A 19,053-nucleotide genomic window follows, 5' to 3' on the forward strand; every position below is an offset into this window, starting at 1 on the left:
CAGCGCCCACAGCGCGAGCCCGCCCCACAGGCAGCGGCTCCACAGCCCCCGCCGACGTACCCCCGGATCCGGCCGGGCCTGTGGAGCCGCTGCCTGTGGGGCGGGCTCGCGCTGTGGGCGCTGACCGCGCTCGTCACGTACGCCACCAGGAACACGACCCTGCTGCCGACCCTGATCCTGCTCGGCAGCTTCCTGGTGCCGGTGACCTTCGTGCTGTGGGCGTACGAGCGGCACGGCCGGGACCTCGGTGTCGGCGTGATCCTGGGCTGCTTCCTGACGGGCGGCACGCTGGGGGTGCTCGGCGCGTCGGTGATGGAGTACTACCTGCTGCACCCGTCCCTGTGGATGTTCGTCGGCGTCGGCCTCATCGAGGAGGCGGTGAAGCTGGGCGCGCTGATGTTCCTGGTGCGGCGACAGCCGCGCCTGCGCGGCATGCGGGCCGGACTCGTCCTCGGCGCGACCGTCGGATTCGGCTTCGCGGCCCTGGAGAGCGCAGGGTACGCCTTCAACGCCGCCGTCTCCACGAAGGGGATCGACCTCCGGGCCCTGTTGCAGACCGAGCTCCTGCGCGGGGTGCTCGCCCCCTTCGGACACGGACTGTGGACGGCGATCGCCGGTGGCGTGCTGCTGTCGTACCGCAGGCCGAGCGGCCGCTTCCGCTTCGCCGGGCCCGTGATCGGCACGTACGTCGGCGTCTCGCTGCTGCACGCCCTGTGGGACTCGACACACGGCATCGCGCTGTGGTTGGTGGCGCGGCTGGCGAGCACCCGTCCGGACAGGGACCTGTTCGCCGAGGGGTACCTGCCGCACCCCACCGACCAGCAGCAACATCTGTTCATGGTGCTCTCGGTCGGGCTCATGGTGCTCGTGTCGCTGTTCGGCGTCGCGTGGGTGCGGGCGCTGGCGCGACGGGACCCTTCTTGGAGAAATACCCCCTAGGGGTATAGTGTGGGTTACGGACCACATCCCTCGACGAGGAGAACGACATGAGCGCCCAGACCGACACCCAGGGTTCCGTCACCACCGTCTACAAGGTGAGCGGGATGAGCTGTGGACACTGTGAGGGCTCCGTGTCCGGCGAGATCTCCGAGATCGCGGGCGTGACCTCGGTGAAGGCGGTCGCGTCCACCGGTGAGGTCACCGTGGTGTCCGAGGCCGCGCTCGACGAGGAGGCGGTACGGGCGGCCGTGGACGAGGCCGGGTTCGAGCTCGTCGGTCGCGCCTGAGAAGGTCGCGGCAGAGAAGGTCGCGGCAGGGAGTGCCACGATGGGCCGTCGAGCGACTGCGGCACCATCGTGGCTTGTCGCGCAGTTCCCCGCGCCCCTAGGCACACCGGCGGGCCGCAGCTCCATGGAGTACGGATATGACCACCACCGAGGTCGAGCTCGTCATCGGCGGGATGACCTGCGCCTCCTGCGCGGCCCGCGTGGAGAAGAAGCTCAATCGGATGGACGGGGTCACCGCCACGGTGAACTACGCCACCGAGAAGGCGAAGGTCACCTTCACCGAGGGCGTCGGGGTCGCCGATCTGATCGCCACGGTGGTGAAGACCGGGTACACCGCGCAGGAACCGGCGCCGCCCCGGGAGGAAGCGACGGACGAGGACCCGGAGTTGACGTCGCTACGGCAGCGTCTCGTCGTCGCCGCCCTGCTCGCCGTCCCCGTCGTCCTGCTCTCGATGGTCCCGGCCCTTCAGTTCGACAATTGGCAGTGGCTCGCGCTCACCCTCGCCTCCCCCGTCGTCGTCTGGGGCGGACTGCCCTTCCACAAGGCCGCCTGGACCAACGCCCGGCACGCCGCGGCCACCATGGACACCCTGGTCTCGCTGGGCACGCTGGCCGCGTTCGGCTGGTCCCTGTGGGCGCTGTTCTTCGGGGACGCGGGCATGGCAGGCATGAAGGACGAGTTCACGTTCACCGTCTCCCGCGCGCAGGGCGCCTCGACCATCTATCTCGAAGTGGCCGCCGGGGTCACCGTGTTCATCCTGCTCGGGCGCTATCTGGAGGCCCGTTCCAAGCGGCGCGCGGGGGCGGCGCTCCGGGCACTGATGGAGCTGGGCGCCAAGGACGTGGCCGTGCTGCGGGCCGGGCGCGAGGCGCGGATCCCGGTGGGCCGGCTGGCGGTCGGGGACCGGTTCGTCGTACGGCCCGGGGAGAAGGTCGCCACCGACGGCACGGTCGTCGAGGGGACCTCCGCGGTGGACGCGTCGATGCTGACCGGGGAGTCGGTACCGGTGGACGTGACCGTCGGCGACAGCGTCGCCGGGGCCACCGTCAACGCCGGCGGGCGGCTCGTCGTGGCGGCCACGCGCGTGGGCGCCGACACGCAGCTCGCGCGGATGGCGAAGCTCGTCGAGGAGGCGCAGAACGGCAAGGCCGAGGTGCAGCGGCTAGCCGACCGGATCTCCGCCGTGTTCGTACCGGCGGTCGTCCTGATCGCCGTCGCCACCTTCGGGGCCTGGCTGGGCCTCACCGGGGACACGGTCGCCGCGTTCACCGCGGCCGTAGCCGTGCTGATCATCGCCTGCCCGTGCGCGCTGGGACTGGCCACGCCGACCGCGCTGATGGTCGGGACGGGGCGCGGGGCGCAGCTGGGCATCCTCATCAGGGGGCCCGAGGTCCTGGAGTCCACGCGCCGGGTCGACACCGTCGTGCTCGACAAGACCGGCACGGTGACCACCGGACGCATGACCCTCCAGGAGGTGCACGCCGTCGAGGGCACCGACGAGAAGCAGGTGCTGCGGCTCGCGGGCGCCCTGGAGCACGCCTCCGAGCACCCCGTCGCCCGGGCGGTCGCGGCCGGTGCCGAGGAGCGGGTCGGGCCGCTGCCGGAGGTCGAGGGGCTCGAGAACGTGCCCGGGCGGGGCGTGCGTGGGCGCGTGGAGGGCCGTGACGTGGCCGTGGGGCGTCTTTACGACGTGCTGCCGCAGGAGTTGGCCCGGATCAAGGAAGAGGCCGAGAGCGGCGGCCGTACGGCCGTGGTGGTCGGCTGGGACGGGGTGGCACGGGGTGTCGTGGCCGTCGCGGACGCGGTGAAGGAGACCAGCGCCGAGGCGGTGCGGGAGCTGCGGGCGCTCGGGCTGACACCGGTGCTGCTGACCGGGGACAACCGGACGGTGGCGCAGGCGGTGGCCGGGCGGGTCGGGATCGAGCGGGTCGTCGCCGAGGTGCTGCCCGAGGACAAGGTCGACGTCGTACGGCGGCTGCGGGCCGAGGGGCGGGTCGTGGCCATGGTCGGGGACGGGGTCAACGACGCGGCCGCGCTCGCCACCGCGGATCTGGGGCTCGCCATGGGGACGGGGACGGACGCGGCGATCGAGGCGAGTGATCTGACGCTGGTGCGCGGGGATCTTCGGGTGGCCGCGGACGCGATCCGGCTGTCGCGGCGGACGCTGGCCACGATCAAGGGCAATCTCGTGTGGGCGTTCGGCTACAACGTGGCGGCGCTGCCGCTGGCCGCGGCGGGGCTTCTGAACCCGATGATCGCGGGTGCCGCCATGGCGTTCTCCTCGGTCTTCGTGGTGACGAACAGCCTGCGTCTGCGCGCATTCCGTTGAGGGACCCCTCTGGAGTCCGGCGCGCCACTCACATAAGCTCTTCACAAGGCTCGCGCATCATCCTTACGCTTGGGCCTCGATCGACGTATCGGCCCTCTTGCGTATCTAACGGACATATGCGAGAGACGCAGATCACAGTGATGTGAAGGTAACCATCGAAGGGGTTCGAAGGTCTAAGTTGACGATGTCAGGACCGCGTCTTGGGGGGCGCATCCTGGCATCTGGGGATGTCTTGGGGGACTTCCTCAGAGATGCGTTGCCGGGGCACGTCCCTCGGGAAGCTTTGAGCGGCCCTCCCGACCGTGTCCCGGCAGATCGCACACAGGAGTAGTACGGCAAATTCTGCTCGTTCTGCTCAACGGCAGTACCTGGCAACACCTGGCAGTACCGAAAGACAGCGAATTCAGGCGCTCGTCTCTCAGACGCCCGGCCGGATCCCGTGGGGGGAATCCGCACCGGGACATGGGAAGGCGCCCTGGTCGTCGGCCCGTGGGGGGACTGGCGCTGGGGCGCCTTCTCCCATCTGCGCTCATATGCGGACAACGGACACACGAAGGCCCCGCACACCCTCAGGCGTACGGGGCCCTGCGACATCACGCCTGGACACAGCGGGACACCACCGAAGCGGCGCCCCCACCAGCAGGTGTCAGCGTTCCTCGACCGGGACGAAGTCTCGCTCGACGACGCCCGCGGCAGCGTCCACCCGGGGGACAAACCCCCGGACCCCCGGCCGTAGCCACCGCGACCCGCATGCAAACGAGCCCAAGCGGTGACCGCGACACCGAGGGATACTCCTCCGGCGACGGGCACACACCGAAGCGGCGCCCCCCACCGGCAGGTGTCAGCGTTCCTCGACCGGGACGAAGTCTCGCTCGACGACGCCCGTGTAGATCTGGCGGGGGCGGCCGATGCGGGAGCCGGGCTCCTTGATCATTTCGTGCCACTGGGCGATCCAGCCGGGGAGCCGGCCGAGGGCGAAGAGGACCGTGAACATCTCGGTCGGGAAGCCCATGGCGCGGTAGATCAGGCCGGTGTAGAAGTCGACGTTCGGGTAGAGGTTGCGCGAGACGAAGTACTCGTCGGAGAGCGCGTGCTCCTCCAGCTTCAGCGCGATGTCCAGCAGCGCGTCGTCCTTGCCGAGGGCCGAGAGGACGTCGTGCGCGGCAGCCTTGATGATCTTCGCGCGCGGGTCGAAGGACTTGTACACCCGGTGGCCGAAGCCCATCAGGCGGACGCCGTCCTCCTTGTTCTTCACCTTGCGGATGAAGGAGTCGACGTCGCCGCCGTTGGCCTGGATGCCTTCGAGCATCTCCAGGACGGACTGGTTGGCGCCACCGTGCAGCGGGCCCCACAGGGCGGAGATGCCTGCGGAGATCGACGCGAACATGTTCGCCTGCGAGGACCCGACCAGACGGACCGTCGACGTCGAACAGTTCTGCTCGTGGTCGGCGTGCAGGATGAGGAGCTTGTCCAGGGCCGAGACGACGACCGGGTCGAGCTCGTACTCCTGCGCCGGGACCGAGAAGGTCATCCGCAGGAAGTTCTCGACGTAACCGAGGTCGTTGCGCGGGTAGACGAACGGGTGACCGATCGACTTCTTGTACGCGTACGCCGCGATCGTCGGAAGCTTGGCGAGGAGGCGGATCGTCGAGAGGTTGCGCTGGTTCTCGTCGAAGGGGTTGTGGCTGTCCTGGTAGAAGGTGGACAGCGCGGAGACGACCGAGGACAGCATCGCCATCGGGTGGGCGTCGCGCGGGAAGCCACGGTAGAAGTTCTTGACGTCCTCGTGCAGCAGGGTGTGCTGCGTGATCTCGTTCTTGAACGAGGTGAGTTCGTCGACGGTCGGCAGCTCGCCGTTGATCAGCAGGTAGGCGACCTCCAGGAAGGTGGAGCGCTCGGCCAGCTGCTCGATCGGGTAGCCGCGGTAGCGGAGGATGCCCGCCTCGCCGTCGAGGTAGGTGACGGCGGATTTATAGGCCGCGGTGTTCCCGTAGCCACTGTCCAGTGTCACCAGACCGGTCTGGGCGCGGAGCTTGCCGATGTCGAAGCCCTTGTCGCCGACGGTGCTGTCGATCACCGGGTAGGTGTACTCGCCGTCGCCGTACCGCAGTACTACTGAGTTGTCGCTCACGTCTTCCCTCACCCGACGTTGTGCCTCATCTTCGAGGTTGCCCTGACTGTCTCTACCATCCCCCATTTGGCGCAGGAGAGTGCACTCGGGGTCGGCCATTGGGCTAATTGGCGGCACTCAGTGCCGCCAGCTTGCCCATCCTGCCCCTCCTCGCCCGGTTCCGGAAGGGCTCTGTGACCTTCATGACTCATTTGATCGATCATTTTTTCCACTGAGTCTGAAATCGAGGGCCGTGCACCGCCGCCCCGCCGACACCGTGCGCACCGCCTGACCGATCGCCTTGCGCGAACCGACGAGGACGACCAGCCTCTTGGCCCGGGTGACCGCCGTGTAGAGCAGATTCCGTTGAAGCATCATCCATGCTCCCGTGGTGACGGGGATCACCACGGCGGGATATTCACTGCCCTGGGAACGGTGAATGGTCACCGCGTACGCGTGGGCCAGTTCGTCCAGTTCATCGAATTCGTAGGGAACCTCCTCGTCCTCGTCCGTCAACACCGTGAGCCGCTGTTCGACCGGGTCGAGCGAGGTGACGACGCCCACGGTGCCGTTGAAGACGCCGTTCTCGCCCTTCTCGTAGTTGTTGCGGATCTGGGTGACCTTGTCGCCGACGCGGAAGACCCGCCCGCCGAACCGCTTCTCCGGGACATCGGGGCGACCGGGCGTGATGGCTTGCTGCAACAGGCCGTTGAGGTTTCCGGCGCCGGCGGGGCCGCGGTGCATGGGGGCGAGGACCTGGACGTCGCGGCGCGGGTCGAGTCCGAACTTGGCCGGAATTCGCCGGGCCGCCACGTCGACCGTGAGCCGGCCCGCCTCCTCGGTGTCGTCCTCGACGAAGAGGAAGAAGTCCTTCATGCCGTCGGTGAGGGGGTGCTGCCCGGAGTTGATCCGGTGGGCGTTGGTGACCACACCGGACTGCTGGGCCTGACGGAACACGCGCGTGAGGCGCACGGCGGGGATGGGGCCGCCGTCGGCGAGCAGGTCGCGGAGGACCTCGCCGGCCCCGACGCTGGGGAGCTGGTCGACATCCCCGACGAACAGCAGGTGCGCCCCGGGAGGCACCGCCTTCACCAGCTTGTTGGCGAGCAGCAGGTCCAGCATCGACGCCTCGTCCACCACCACCAGGTCCGCCTGAAGGGGGCGGTCCTTGTCGTACGCCGCGTCGCCGCCCGGCTTCAGCTCCAGGAGGCGGTGGACGGTGGAGGCCTCGGCGCCGGTGAGTTCGGCGAGGCGTTTGGCGGCACGCCCCGTGGGGGCGGCGAGGACGACCCTGGCCTTCCTGGCGCGGGCCAGCTCCACGATCGAGCGGACCGTGAAGGACTTGCCGCAGCCGGGGCCGCCGGTGAGGACGGCGACCTTCTTGGTGAGCGCGAGCCTGACGGCGGCCTCCTGCTCGGGGGCGAGGTCGGTGCCGGTGCGGGCCCTGAGCCAACCGAGCGCCTTGTCCCACGCCACGTCACGGAAGGCCGGCATCCGGTCCTCGTCGGTGCGCAGGAGGCGCAGCAGCTGGGCGGAGAGGGAGAGTTCGGCGCGGTGGAAGGGGACGAGGTAGATCGCGGTGACGGGTTCCCCGTGCTCGCCGGGCACCTTCTCCCGTACGACACCGGGGTCCTCGCCGTCCTCCGACGGCTCGGCGAGTGCGGCGAGGCATTCGATGACGAGGCCGGTGTCGACCTGGAGGAGCTTCACCGCGTCGGCGATCAGCTTCTCCTCGGGGAGGTAGCAGTTGCCCTGGTCGGTGGCCTGCGAAAGGGCGTACTGGAGGCCCGCCTTGACGCGCTCCGGGCTGTCGTGCGGGATGCCGACGGACTGGGCGATCTTGTCGGCGGTGAGGAAGCCGATGCCCCAGACGTCGGCGGCGAGGCGGTAGGGCTGGTTCTTGACGACGGAGATGGAGGCGTCGCCGTACTTCTTGTAGATGCGGACCGCGATCGACGTCGACACCTCGACGGTCTGGAGGAAGAGCATGACCTCCTTGATCGCCTTCTGCTCCTCCCAGGCGTCGGCGATCTTCCTGGTCCGCTTCGGACCCAGCCCGGGGACCTCGATGAGCCGCTTCGGCTCCTCCTCGATGATCTGGAGGGTGTCCAGGCCGAAGTGCTGGGTGATGCGGTCGGCGAAGACGGGTCCGATGCCCTTGACGAGGCCCGAGCCGAGGTAGCGGCGGATGCCCTGGACGGTGGCCGGCAGGACCGTCGTGTAGTTCTCCACGGTGAACTGCTTGCCGTACTGCGGGTGCGAGCCCCAGCTCCCCTCCATCCGGAGGGACTCGCCGACCTGGGCGCCGAGGAGCGCTCCGACGACGGTGAGGAGGTCGCCGCCGCCCCTGCCCGTGTCGACCCGGGCGACCGTGTAGCCGTTCTCCTCGTTGGCGTACGTGATCCGCTCCAGGACGCCTTCGAGGACGGCGAGTCGCCGTTCGCCGGTCGGTGAGGAATGCGACGCCTGTGGGGACATGATCCGACGGTACCGGCCGGGACTGACAGGGCGGCGGGGCCATGGGTCGGCCCCTGCCCCGCGTGATCCCGCCCGCGAGATCACGCTCATCCGAGCACCGTTCATCACGATCGGATCTCGGGATGCCGGCAGGGGCTTGATTAACCTGCGTGTAATCGATTCCAATCCTCTACACACATCGATGTAATCGATTCCACGAGGAGGTGGAGCGGCGATGGCGAGCATCAAGGATGTCGCTGCCGAGGCGGGGGTCTCCGTCGCCACGGTGTCGCGCGTCCTGAACGACCATCCGTCGGTCAGCGAGGACGCGCGCACCCGGGTGCTGGCCGCCGTCGAGGCGCTGGGCTACCGCCCGAACGCCGTCGCCCGTTCCCTGCGCACCGACCAGACCCGCACCCTCGGGCTGGTCATCAGCGACGTGATGAACCCGTACTTCACCGAGCTGGCCCGCTCCGTCGAGGAGGAGGCCCGCGCCCTGGGGTACAGCGTCATCATCGGCAACGCCGACGAACGTCCCGACCTCCAGGACCACCACGTACGGACCCTCCTCGACCGCCGTATCGACGGACTCCTCGTCTCCCCCACCGACGGCGGCTCCCCGCTGATGCTGGACGCCGCGCGCGCGGGGACGCCGATGGTCTTCGTGGACCGGTGGATCCCCGGCGTCGACGTGCCCGTCGTCCGATCCGACGGGCGGGACGCCGTGCGCGATCTCGTCGCGCATCTGCACGCGCTCGGGCACCGGCGGCTCGCCATCATCGCGGGGCCCGCCGCCACCACCACCGGCCGTGAGCGGGTGGAGGCCTTCAGGGAGGCACTCCAGGCGTACGGTCTCGAACTCCCCGACGCCTACATAGGGCAGGGCGACTTCCAGGCCGAGAGCGGGCGCCGGGTCACCGAGGGCTTCCTCGACCTGCCCGAGCCGCCCGAGGTCGTGTTCGCGGCCGACAACCTGATGGCGCTCGGCGCCCTGGACGCCGTACGCGCGCGTGGGCTGCGGGTTCCCGAGGACATCGCGCTCGCCGCGTTCGACGACATCCCGTGGTTCGTGCACACCGATCCGCCGATCACCGCGGTCGCCCAGCCCACGGGCGAGCTGGGCCGCGCCGCCGTGCGCGCACTCGTCGACCGCATCGAGGGACGGCCTCCGCAGTCCGTCACCCTCCCCGCCCGTCTCGTCGTACGCCGCTCGTGCGGCGAGAACCCGGCATCCCCGGAACCGTCGGCCTCCCCGGAGCCGGCCCCCGCACAGAACAGGAGCCAGTCGTGAGCAACCAGGACGAGTTGCTGCGCATCGAGGGCATCAGGAAGACCTTCCCCGGCGTGGTCGCGCTGGACGGCGTCGACTTCGATCTGCGCCGCGGCGAGGTGCATGTCCTCCTCGGTGAGAACGGCGCGGGCAAGAGCACCCTCATCAAGATGCTCTCCGGCGCCTACACTCCCGATGGCGGGCGGATCCTGGCCGGGGCCGAGGAGGTGCGCATCCATGGTGCGCAGGACTCCGAGCGCCTCGGGATCGCCACCATCTACCAGGAGTTCAACCTCGTTCCCGACCTCACCGTCGCCGAGAACATCTTCCTGGGCCGCCAGCCGCGCCGCTTCGGCATGATCGACCGCAAGAGGATGGAGGCCGACGCCGAGGTGCTGCTGAAGCGCGTCGGGGTCAGTGTCTCGCCACGCGCGCGTGTGCGTGAACTCGGTATCGCCCGCCTCCAGATGGTCGAGATCGCCAAGGCGCTCAGCCTCGACGCGCGCGTACTGATCATGGACGAGCCGACCGCCGTGCTCACCTCCGAGGAGGTCGAGAAGCTCTTCGCCATCGTGCGCACACTGCGCGAGGACGGCGTCGGGATCGTCTTCATCACGCATCACCTCGACGAGATCGCCGCCCTCGGCGACCGGGTCACCGTCATCCGCGACGGCAGGTCCGTCGGACAGGTGCCCGCCTCCACCCCCGAGGACGAGCTCGTACGGCTCATGGTGGGGCGGTCGATCGAGCAGCAGTACCCGCGTGAAGTGCCCGAGAGGGGTGCCGCGTTGCTGTCGGTCGAGGGGCTCACGCGCGACGGCGTCTTCCATGACGTCAGCTTCGAGGTGCACGCCGGTGAGGTCGTCGGTGTCGCCGGGCTCGTGGGCGCCGGCCGTACCGAGGTCGTGCGGGCGGTCTTCGGGGCCGATCCGTACGACACGGGTGCCGTGAAGGTCTCCGGAGCCCCGCTGAAGGGCCATGACGTGGGGGCCGCCATGACGGCCGGCATCGGGCTGATCCCCGAGGACCGCAAGGGCCAGGGACTCGTCCTGGACGCGTCCGTCGAGGAGAACCTCGGGCTGGTGACGATGAAGGCCGCCTCTCGTGCCGGGCTCGTCGACCTCAAGGGCCAGCGGGAGGCCGCCGCCCGGATCGCCGAGCAGCTGGGCGTACGGATGGCCGGACTCCAGCAGCATGTGCGCACGCTCTCCGGCGGCAACCAGCAGAAGGTCGTCATCGGCAAGTGGCTCCTCGCGGACACCAAGGTACTGATCCTCGACGAGCCGACGCGCGGGATCGACGTCGGCGCCAAGGTCGAGATCTACCAGCTCATCAACGAACTGACGGCCGCGGGTGCCGCCGTTCTCATGATCTCCAGCGATCTGCCCGAGGTGCTCGGCATGAGCGACCGGGTCCTGGTCATGGCCCAGGGCCGGATCGCCGGTGAGCTTCCCGCGGCGGAAGCCACCCAGGACGCCGTCATGGCGCTCGCCGTCAGCAACCCCACCACCATCGAAACGGAGACCTCCCGTGGCCACTGACACGCTCAAGAGCACGACGGGCGCGAGTGGCGCCTCGGGGCTTCGCCGCCTCCTCCTCGACAACGGCGCGCTCACCGCGCTGATCGTCCTCGTCATCGCGATGTCGGCACTGTCCGGCGACTTCCTGACGACGGACAACCTGCTCAACGTCGGCGTCCAGGCGGCCGTGACCGCCATCCTCGCCTTCGGTGTGACCTTCGTGATCGTCTCGGCGGGCATCGACCTGTCGGTCGGCTCGGTCGCCGCCCTCTCCGCCACCGTCCTCGCCTGGAGCGCGACCTCGGAGGGCATGCCGGTCTTCCTGGCGGTCCTGCTCGCCGTCGCGACCGGCATAGCGTGCGGCCTGGTCAACGGCTTCCTCATCTCGTACGGGAAACTGCCGCCGTTCATCGCGACGCTCGCCATGCTGTCGGTGGCCCGCGGTCTGTCCCTGGTGATCTCGCAGGGCTCCCCCATCGCGTTCCCCGACTCGGTCTCGCACCTCGGTGACACGCTCGGCGGCTGGCTGCCGGTGCCGGTGCTCGTGATGGTGGTGATGGGGCTCATCACCGCGTTCGTGCTCGGCCGGACGTACATCGGACGCTCGATGTACGCGATCGGCGGCAACGAGGAGGCGGCCCGGCTCTCCGGTCTGCGGGTGAAGAAGCAGAAGCTCGCGATCTACGCCTTCTCCGGACTGTTCGCCGCGGCCGCGGGCATCGTGCTCGCCTCCAGGCTCTCCTCCGCGCAGCCGCAGGCGGCGCAGGGCTACGAGCTCGACGCGATCGCCGCCGTCGTCATCGGCGGCGCCTCGTTGGCCGGTGGCACGGGCAAGGCGTCCGGCACGCTGATCGGCGCGCTGATCCTGGCGGTGCTCAGGAACGGCCTCAACCTCCTGTCCGTGTCCGCCTTCTGGCAGCAGGTCGTCATCGGTGTCGTCATCGCGCTCGCCGTGCTCCTCGACACCGTGCGCCGCAAGGCCGGGACGACCCCGGTGACGGCGGGCGGGACCGGCAACAAGGGCAGGCAGGCGGCCACCTACCTCCTCGCCGCCGTGGTCGCGGCCGCGATCGTCGGGGCCACCTCCTTCCTGCACAGCGGCTCCTCGGAAGCGGCGAGGTCGCAGAAGATCGGGCTCTCCCTCTCCACCCTCAACAACCCGTTCTTCGTGTCCATCCGCGCCGGTGCGCAGGCCGAGGCGAAGAAGCTGGGCGTGGACCTGACCGTCACCGACGCGCAGAACGACGCCTCGCAGCAGGCCAACCAGCTGGAGAACTTCACCAGTTCGGGGCTCGGCACGATCATCGTCAACCCGGTGGACTCCGACGCGGTGACCCCGGCGGCGAAGGCCGTCAACAAGTCGGACATCCCGCTGGTGGCCGTCGACCGCGCGGTCAACAACGCGACCACCGCCGCGCTCGTCGCCTCCGACAACACCGCGGGCGGCAAGCTCGCCGCCCAGGCGCTCGCCGAGAAGCTGGGCGGCAAGGGCAGGATCGTGATCCTCCAGGGCATGGCCGGAACCTCCGCCAGCCGCGAGCGCGGCGCCGGTTTCACCGAGGGGCTCAAGGCCTACCCGGGTATCGAGGTCGTCGCCAAGCAGCCCGCCGACTGGGACCGCACCAAGGGCCTGGACGTCATGACCAACATGCTCCAGGCCAACCCGGACGTCTCCGGTGTCTTCGCGGAGAACGACGAGATGGCGCTCGGCGCGCTCAAGGCACTGGGTTCCAAGGCCGGGAAGTCCGTCCAGGTCATCGGCTTCGACGGAACCGACGACGGTCTCAAGGCCGTCAAGGCAGGCACGCTGTACGCGTCGGTGGCACAACAGCCGACGGAACTCGGCAGGATCGCCGTACAGAACGCGGTGAAGGCCGCCGAGGGCGAGAAGGTCGCGAAGTCGGTGATGGTGCCGGTGAAGGTGGTCACGAAGGAGAACGTGGCCGACTTCACGGGCTGAGACGGGCGGACGGGCGGCTCTCCTCGGGGAGCCGCCCGTCCGAAGTCGCTTACTAGGGGAGCAAATTCATGTACGACTACGACCTCCTGGTCGTAGGGTCGGCCAACGCCGACCTGGTGATCGGTGTCGAGCGCCGGCCGGGCGCCGGCGAGACCGTGCTCGGCTCCGACCTGGCCGTCCATCCGGGCGGCAAGGGCGCGAACCAGGCGGTCGCGGCCGCCCGCCTCGGCGCCCGTACGGCCCTGCTGGCCCGGGTCGGCGACGACGCGTACGGCCGGCTGCTGCTGGACTCGCAGCGCTCGTCCGGGGTCGACACGGTGGGTGTCCTGGTCGGCGGCGCGCCGACCGGGGTCGCGCTGATCACGGTGGACCCCTCGGGGGACAACAGCATCGTGGTCTCGCCGGGTGCCAACGGGCGGCTGACGCCGGGGGACGTGCGGGCCGCGGGGAGCCTGTTCCACGCCTCGCGGGTGGTCTCCGCGCAGTTGGAGATCCCGCTGGAGACGGTCGTGGAGGTCGTACGGAATCTGGCGCCGGACAGCCGTTTCGTGCTGAACCCGTCGCCGCCGCAGCCGCTGCCGACGGAGGTGCTGGCCGCCTGCGATCCGCTGATCGTCAACGAGCACGAGGCGAAGGTGATCCTCGGTGACGCGGCGGTGGGTGACTCGCCCGAGGACTGGGCGCGGATCCTGCTGGCGAAGGGGCCGCGGTCGGTGGTCGTGACGCTGGGGTCGCAGGGGGCGCTGGTGGCGACCTCCGAAGGGGTCTCCCGTATCCCGTCCGTGAAGGTGGACGCCGTGGACACGACGGGTGCGGGCGATGCCTTCACCGCGGCGCTGGCGTACCGGCTCGGTACCGGTGCCTCTCTGGCCGAGGCCGCGGCGTACGCGGCGCGGGTGGGAGCGGCCGCCGTCACGAAGGAGGGCGCCCAGGTGTCCTTCCCGACGGCGGCGGAGGTCGAAGCACTGTGAAGAAGGCGGGAATCCTCAACCGTCATCTCTCCGGCGCGCTCGCCGAGCTGGGGCACGGGGACGGGGTGCTGGTCTGCGATGCCGGTATGCCGATACCGGACGGCCCGCGCGTCGTCGACCTCGCCTTTAGGGCCGGGGTGCCGTCCTTCGCCGAGGTGGTGGAGGGGCTGCTGGCGGAGCTGGTGGTCGAGGGGGCCACGGCCGCGGCGGAGGTGCGGGAGGCGAATCCGGGGGCGGCGACGCTGCTGGACGGGCACTTCGGCGAGGGCGGTCTGGACTTCGTCCCGCACGAGCGGCTCAAGGAGCTGTCGGCGGGTGCCCGGTTGGTCGTGCGGACCGGCGAGGCACGGCCGTACGCGAATGTGCTGCTGCGCTGCGGAGTGTTCTTCTAGCCGGACAAGCCAGCCGGACAAGCTTCGAGGGGGCCTGGTCCGTCGACCAGGCCCCCTCGGGTTTCCCCTCCCGTATCAGAACCCCCGCGATCCCCCCAGATCCCCTCCCCAGAAGTCCTGATGCCAAGTACGACCCGCGAGGTGGGGGGAGGGTTGCACGGTTTCTCAAGATTTTTTCACGGGGCCGCCGCCCGGCCCGGAGTGGACGCAGTGCCACACGCCTGTGGACTCTCCGCTGACGACGGCCGCGAGGCGCGCATCGCATTCTGATCGGGCTGTTCCGCACAACTCCCCAACCCCTGATCGGCGAGTAGGAGGGACCCACGGGACGATGCCCCGTACCGGTACGGGGGCCGGTACGGGGCATCGGGTGAGGCGTTGCCCGCTCGCTACTTCAGGGTGTGCTCCACGAACCGTGCCGCCGTCTCCGCCAGCAGTTCGCGGCCGTCCCCGGCCCACAGCTCGTCGTTGAAGAGCTCGACCTCGATGGCGCCCGTGTAGCCGGCCGCCTCGACGTGGCCCTGCCACTCGCGCATGTCGATCGCGCCGTCGCCGATCTGGCCGCGGCCGTTGAGGACGCCCTCGGGCAGCGGGGTGGTCCAGTCGGCGAGTTGGAAGGTGTGGATACGGCCGCCCGCGCCCGCCCGGGCGATCTGCGCGGGAGCGTTGTCGTCCCACCAGATGTGGTACGTGTCGACCGTGACGCCGACCTGATGCGCGGGGAAGCGTTCCGCGAGGTCCAGCGCCTGCGTGAGCGTGGAGACCACGCAGCGGTCGGAGGCGTACATCGGGTGCAGCGGCTCGATGGCCAGCCGCACGCCGCGCTCCTCCGCGTACGGGCCGAGGACCGCGAGGGCGTCCGCGATGCGTTCACGGGCGCCGTGCAGGTCCTTGGAGCCGGCCGGCAGGCCGCCGGAGACCAGGACCAGGGTGTCCGTGCCGAGCGTCGCCGCCTCGTCGACGGCACGGCGGTTGTCGTCCAGGGCCGTGGCGCGCTCGGCCGCGTCGATCGCCGTGAAGAAGCCGCCGCGGCACAGCGTGGTGACGGTCAGACCCGCGTCACGGACCAGCTTGGCCGTCGCCTCCAGGCCGTACGTCTGGACGGGCTCCCGCCACAGGCCGACGTTGGTGATGCCCAACTCACCGCAGGCGTCGGCCAGTTCCGGCATCGACAGCTGCTTGACCGTCATCTGGTTGATGGAGAAGCGGGACAGGTCGCCGGTCGTGGTCACTGGTTCACTCCGTACAGGCTCAGCAGGTTCGTCATCCGCTCCTGCGCCAGCTTCGGGTCCGGAAACAGGCCCAGTCCGTCGGCGAGTTCGTAGGCGCGGGCGAAGTGCGGCAGCGAGCGGGCCGACTGGAGGCCGCCGACCATGGTGAAGTGGCTCTGGTGGCCCGCGAGCCAGGCCAGGAACACCACACCCGTCTTGTAGAAGCGGGTCGGCGTCTGGAAGAGGTGGCGGGACAACTCGACGGTGGGGTCGAGCAGTTCACGGAAGCCCGCCGTGTCGCCGGTGTCCAGGACACGTACCGCCTCGGCCGCCAGCGGGCCCAGCGGGTCGAAGATGCCGAGCAGGGCGTGACTGAAGCCCTTCTCGTCACCCGCGATCAGCTCGGGGTAGTTGAAGTCGTCGCCGGTGTAGCAGCGGACGCCCTGCGGCAGTCGGCGGCGGATGTCGATCTCGCGCTGCGCGTCCAGCAGCGAGACCTTGATGCCGTCGACCTTGTCCGGGTGGGCCGCGATGACCTCCAGGAAGGTGTCGGTCGCCGCGTCCAGGTCGGACGAGCCCCAGTAGCCCTCCAGCGCCGGGTCGAACATGGGGCCGAGCCAGTGCAGGACCACCGGCTCGGAGGCCTGGCGGAGCAGATGGCCGTAGATCTCCAGGTAGTCCTCGGGACCCTGGGCCGCGGCGGCGAGGGCGCGGGAGGCCATGAGGATCGACTGCGCGCCGGACTCCTCGACGAGGGCGAGCTGCTCCTCGTAGGCCGCGCGGACCTCGGCCAGGGACGCCGGTCCGGTGAGCTGGTCGGTGCCCACCCCGCAGGCGATGAGCCCGCCGACCGCCTTGGCCTCGGCGGCGCTGCGGCGGATCAGCTCGGCCGCGCCCGCCCAGTCCAGGCCCATCCCGCGCTGGGCGGTGTCCATCGCCTCGGCGACGCCGAGCCCGTGGGACCACAGGTGGCGGCGGAAGGCGAGGGTGGCGTCCCAGTCGACCGCGGCGGGTGAGTCGGGGCTCGTGTCGGCGAACGGGTCGGCGACGACGTGGGCCGCCGAGAACACCGTACGAGAGGTGAAGGGGGAACCCGTGGTGAGGGCGAGTGGCTCCTGGCGGGGCTCGTACGCCCGCAGGTTCCCGCCGCTGTCGGGGAGTCGGATCGTCACAGCGCGATCTCCGGGACGTCGAGGCGGCGGCCCTCGGCCGAGGACTTCAGGCCCAGCTCGGCGAGCTGGACGCCACGGGCGCCGGCGAGGAGGTCCCAGTGGTAGGGGGCGTCGGCGTAGACGTGCCGCAGGAACAGCTCCCACTGGGCCTTGAAGCCGTTGTCGAACTCGGCGTTGTCCGGGACCTCCTGCCACTGGTCGCGGAAGACCTCGGTGGCGGGGATGTCCGGGTTCCAGACCGGCTTCGGGGTGGCCGAGCGGTGCTGGGCGCGGCAGTTGCGGAGCCCGGCGACGGCCGAGCCCTCGGTGCCGTCCACCTGGAACTCGACGAGCTCGTCGCGGTTGACGCGGACCGCCCAGGAGGAGTTGATCTGGGCGATCGCGCCGCCGTCGAGCTCGAAGATGCCGTAGGCGGCGTCGTCGGCCGTGGCGTCGTACGGCTTGTCGTTCTCGTCCCAGCGCTGCGGGATGTGGGTGGCGGTGAGGGCCTGGACCGACTTCACCCGGCCGAAGAGCTCGTGGAGCACGTACTCCCAGTGCGGGAACATGTCGACAACGATGCCGCCGCCGTCCTCGGAGCGGTAGTTCCAGGAGGGGCGCTGGGCCTGCTGCCAGTCGCCCTCGAAGACCCAGTAGCCGAACTCGCCGCGGATCGAGAGGATCCGGCCGAAGAAGCCGCCGTCGATGAGGCGCTTCAGCTTGAGCAGGCCGGGGAGGAAGAGCTTGTCCTGGACGACACCGTGCTTGATGCCGGCGGCGTTGGCGAGCCTCGCCAGCTCCAGGGCGCCGTCCAGGCCGGTGGCGGTCGGCTTCTCGGTGTAGATGTGCTTGCCCGCCGCGATCGCCTTCTTGAGCGCCTCCTCGCGGGCCGAGGTGACCTGGGCGTCGAAGTAGATGTCCACGGTCTCGTCGGCGAGGACCTCGTCCACGTCCGTGGCCCAGTGCTCCAGGCCGTGCTGCTCCGCCATCGCCTTCAGCGCGTGCTCGCGGCGGCCGACCAGGATCGGCTCCGGCCACAGCACGGTGCCGTCGCCGAGGTCGAGGCCACCCTGCTCGCGGAGCGCGAGGATGGAGCGGACCAGGTGCTGGCGGTAGCCCATGCGCCCGGTCACGCCGTTCATGGCGATACGCACCGTCTTGCGTGTCACGTCGATCCCTTCGTAGGCGTCGTACGCAGCATTCCCTGCGCATTCCGTACGCGGTTGTGCGCGCCGCGTACGCCTCTACTGATGAGCGTCACAGCAAGCGCTTTCTATCTGATGAGAAGCTAGCCTCTGAGCAGCGGTTCGGACAAGACCGTGACCGCTTCGAGTTGTTCGAGGGGACGAACAACGGGGTGCTGGGGCCTTAGGGTCTGCTCGGAACCATGACTGACTGTGCGGCGTCTGTGCAGCCGCACAGTCCCGCGTGGCTGACTGTGCGGGGACGGGCGCGGAGCCCGGGTACGACGAGGTACGACGATGCGCGACCGGAGGACGACGAGATGACGGTGACCCTGGCGGACGTGGCGGCGCGCGCGCAGGTCTCGCCCGCGACGGTGTCGCGCGTGCTGAACGGGAACTATCCCGTGGCCGCGACCACCCGTGAGCGGGTGCTGCGGGCCGTGGACGAGCTGGACTACGTACTGAACGGGCCGGCGAGTGCGCTGGCCGCGGCGACGTCCGACCTCGTCGGGATCCTCGTCAACGACATCGCCGACCCCTTCTTCGGGATCATGGCCAGCGCCATCCAGTCGGAGATCGGCGGACCCGGCGGACGGGCGGGCGGTGAGCGACTGGCGGTGACCTGCAACACCGGGGGTTCCCCGGAGCGCGAGCTGACGTATCTGACCCTGCTCCAGAGACAGCGGGCGGCGGCCGTGGTGCTGACGGGTGGTGCGGTGGAGGACGCGCCGCACGCGGCGGCGGTCGCGGCGAAGTTGCGGAAGCTGGAGGATGCCGGGACGCGGGTGGTGCTGTGCGGGCGGCCGCCGGCGCCGGAGACCGGGGCGATCGCGCTGACCTTCGACAACCGTGGGGGCGGGCGGGAGCTGACCGAGCATCTGCTCGGGCTCGGGCACCGGCGGCTCGGGTACATCGCGGGGCCGGAGGAGCGGACGACCACCCGGCACCGGCTGGAGGGGCACCGGGCCGCGCTCGCGGACGCGGGGATCTCGGAGGATCCGCGGTGGACCGTGCACGGGCGGTACGACCGGCGGTCGGGGTACGAGGCGACGCTGGAGTTGTTGCGGCGGGATCCGTCCCTCACGGCGGTGGTGGCGGCGAACGACTCCGTCGCGCTCGGGGCGTGTGCCGCTCTGCGGGACTCCGGGCTGCGGATTCCGGATGACGTGTCCGTCGCCGGGTTCGATGACCTGCCGTTCAGTATCGACGCGGTGCCCGCGTTGACGACGGTGCGGTTGCCGTTGGCGGAGGCGGGGGCCCGGGCGGGGCGG

The 19,053-nt window shown here is 70.1% G+C and carries 14 protein-coding genes; 9 read left to right on the forward strand and 5 right to left on the reverse strand.

The window, feature by feature from the left end; translation table 11 throughout:
* Positions 1-66: 66 nt before the first annotated feature.
* From HLK59_RS37930 to HLK59_RS37940, 3 genes are all read left to right on the forward strand, one after another.
* Complete coding sequence (locus HLK59_RS37930) at positions 67-939, forward strand: PrsW family intramembrane metalloprotease (RefSeq protein WP_346779905.1); 873 nt, start codon at positions 67-69, stop codon at positions 937-939.
* Positions 940-986: 47 nt separating this feature from the next.
* The gene (locus HLK59_RS37935; RefSeq protein WP_171146180.1) at positions 987-1,226 is read left to right on the forward strand and encodes a heavy-metal-associated domain-containing protein; all 240 of its coding nucleotides are present in this window, start codon (positions 987-989) and stop codon (positions 1,224-1,226) included.
* A 137-nt stretch (positions 1,227-1,363) separates the two neighbouring features.
* Positions 1,364-3,556, forward strand: a complete 2,193-nt coding sequence (locus HLK59_RS37940) for a heavy metal translocating P-type ATPase (protein ID WP_171146181.1) — start codon at positions 1,364-1,366, stop codon at positions 3,554-3,556.
* A gap of 841 nt (positions 3,557-4,397) precedes the next feature.
* Here HLK59_RS37940 and HLK59_RS37945 read toward each other — a convergent pair.
* Both HLK59_RS37945 and HLK59_RS37950 read right to left on the reverse strand, forming a co-directional pair.
* The gene (locus tag HLK59_RS37945; RefSeq protein WP_171146182.1) at positions 4,398-5,687 is read right to left on the reverse strand and encodes a citrate synthase; all 1,290 of its coding nucleotides are present in this window, start codon (positions 5,685-5,687) and stop codon (positions 4,398-4,400) included.
* A gap of 180 nt (positions 5,688-5,867) precedes the next feature.
* Positions 5,868-8,144 (reverse strand): ATP-dependent RecD-like DNA helicase, encoded by a 2,277-nt coding sequence (locus HLK59_RS37950; protein WP_171146183.1) that lies wholly within the window; start codon positions 8,142-8,144, stop codon positions 5,868-5,870.
* 214 nt (positions 8,145-8,358) lie between these two features.
* Between HLK59_RS37950 and HLK59_RS37955 the strand changes: the two genes are divergently transcribed.
* From HLK59_RS37955 to rbsD, 5 genes are all read left to right on the forward strand, one after another.
* Positions 8,359-9,414 carry a LacI family DNA-binding transcriptional regulator gene (locus tag HLK59_RS37955; RefSeq protein ID WP_171146184.1) on the forward strand — a complete coding sequence of 352 codons (1,056 nt, stop codon included), beginning with the start codon at positions 8,359-8,361 and terminating at the stop codon, positions 9,412-9,414.
* On the forward strand, positions 9,411-10,934 hold the full coding sequence (locus tag HLK59_RS37960) for a sugar ABC transporter ATP-binding protein (RefSeq protein ID WP_171146185.1): 1,524 nt from the start codon (positions 9,411-9,413) through the stop codon (positions 10,932-10,934). The genes HLK59_RS37955 and HLK59_RS37960 overlap by 4 nt, the downstream gene beginning before the upstream one ends.
* Positions 10,924-12,873 (forward strand): substrate-binding domain-containing protein, encoded by a 1,950-nt coding sequence (locus HLK59_RS37965; protein ID WP_171146186.1) that lies wholly within the window; start codon positions 10,924-10,926, stop codon positions 12,871-12,873. The genes HLK59_RS37960 and HLK59_RS37965 overlap by 11 nt, the downstream gene beginning before the upstream one ends.
* A gap of 68 nt (positions 12,874-12,941) precedes the next feature.
* Entirely contained in the window at positions 12,942-13,844 is a 903-nt protein-coding gene (locus HLK59_RS37970) for a ribokinase (RefSeq protein WP_171146187.1), read from the forward strand.
* The gene (gene rbsD / locus HLK59_RS37975) at positions 13,841-14,236 is read left to right on the forward strand and encodes a D-ribose pyranase (RefSeq protein WP_171146188.1); all 396 of its coding nucleotides are present in this window, start codon (positions 13,841-13,843) and stop codon (positions 14,234-14,236) included. Before HLK59_RS37970 ends, rbsD begins: the two co-directional genes overlap by 4 nt.
* A 389-nt stretch (positions 14,237-14,625) precedes the next feature.
* Here rbsD and HLK59_RS37980 read toward each other — a convergent pair whose 3' ends face one another.
* Genes HLK59_RS37980 through HLK59_RS37990 form a run of 3 tightly spaced genes read right to left on the reverse strand, consistent with a single transcriptional unit; the run spans position 14,626 to position 17,767 of the window.
* Positions 14,626-15,426: a sugar phosphate isomerase/epimerase family protein gene (locus HLK59_RS37980; RefSeq protein ID WP_171146193.1), complete on the reverse strand. Its 801-nt coding sequence runs from the start codon at positions 15,424-15,426 to the stop codon at positions 14,626-14,628.
* A 38-nt stretch (positions 15,427-15,464) separates the two neighbouring features.
* Complete coding sequence (locus tag HLK59_RS37985) at positions 15,465-16,619, reverse strand: dihydrodipicolinate synthase family protein (RefSeq protein WP_171146189.1); 1,155 nt, start codon at positions 16,617-16,619, stop codon at positions 15,465-15,467.
* Positions 16,616-17,767 carry a Gfo/Idh/MocA family oxidoreductase gene (locus HLK59_RS37990; RefSeq protein ID WP_171146190.1) on the reverse strand — a complete coding sequence of 384 codons (1,152 nt, stop codon included), beginning with the start codon at positions 17,765-17,767 and terminating at the stop codon, positions 16,616-16,618. The genes HLK59_RS37985 and HLK59_RS37990 overlap by 4 nt, the downstream gene beginning before the upstream one ends.
* A gap of 335 nt (positions 17,768-18,102) precedes the next feature.
* Between HLK59_RS37990 and HLK59_RS37995 the strand changes: the two genes are divergently transcribed.
* Positions 18,103-19,053, forward strand: a 951-nt coding sequence (locus HLK59_RS37995) for a LacI family DNA-binding transcriptional regulator (protein ID WP_171146191.1), incomplete at its 3' end; no start/stop codon positions are given.

Source organism: Streptomyces sp. S3(2020), from assembly GCF_013044505.1.
Classification (GTDB): Bacteria; Actinomycetota; Actinomycetes; order Streptomycetales; family Streptomycetaceae; genus Streptomyces.

Coding starts and splice junctions, on each gene's coding strand:
- HLK59_RS37955 (WP_171146184.1), top strand. CDS start 8,359: ATGGCGAGCATCAAGGATGTCGCTGCCGAGGCGGGGGTCTCCGTCGCC.
- HLK59_RS37940 (WP_171146181.1), top strand. CDS start 1,364: ATGACCACCACCGAGGTCGAGCTCGTCATCGGCGGGATGACCTGCGCC.
- HLK59_RS37980 (WP_171146193.1), bottom strand. CDS start 15,426: ATGACGGTCAAGCAGCTGTCGATGCCGGAACTGGCCGACGCCTGCGGT.
- HLK59_RS37935 (WP_171146180.1), top strand. CDS start 987: ATGAGCGCCCAGACCGACACCCAGGGTTCCGTCACCACCGTCTACAAG.
- HLK59_RS37950 (WP_171146183.1), bottom strand. CDS start 8,144: ATGTCCCCACAGGCGTCGCATTCCTCACCGACCGGCGAACGGCGACTC.
- HLK59_RS37970 (WP_171146187.1), top strand. CDS start 12,942: ATGTACGACTACGACCTCCTGGTCGTAGGGTCGGCCAACGCCGACCTG.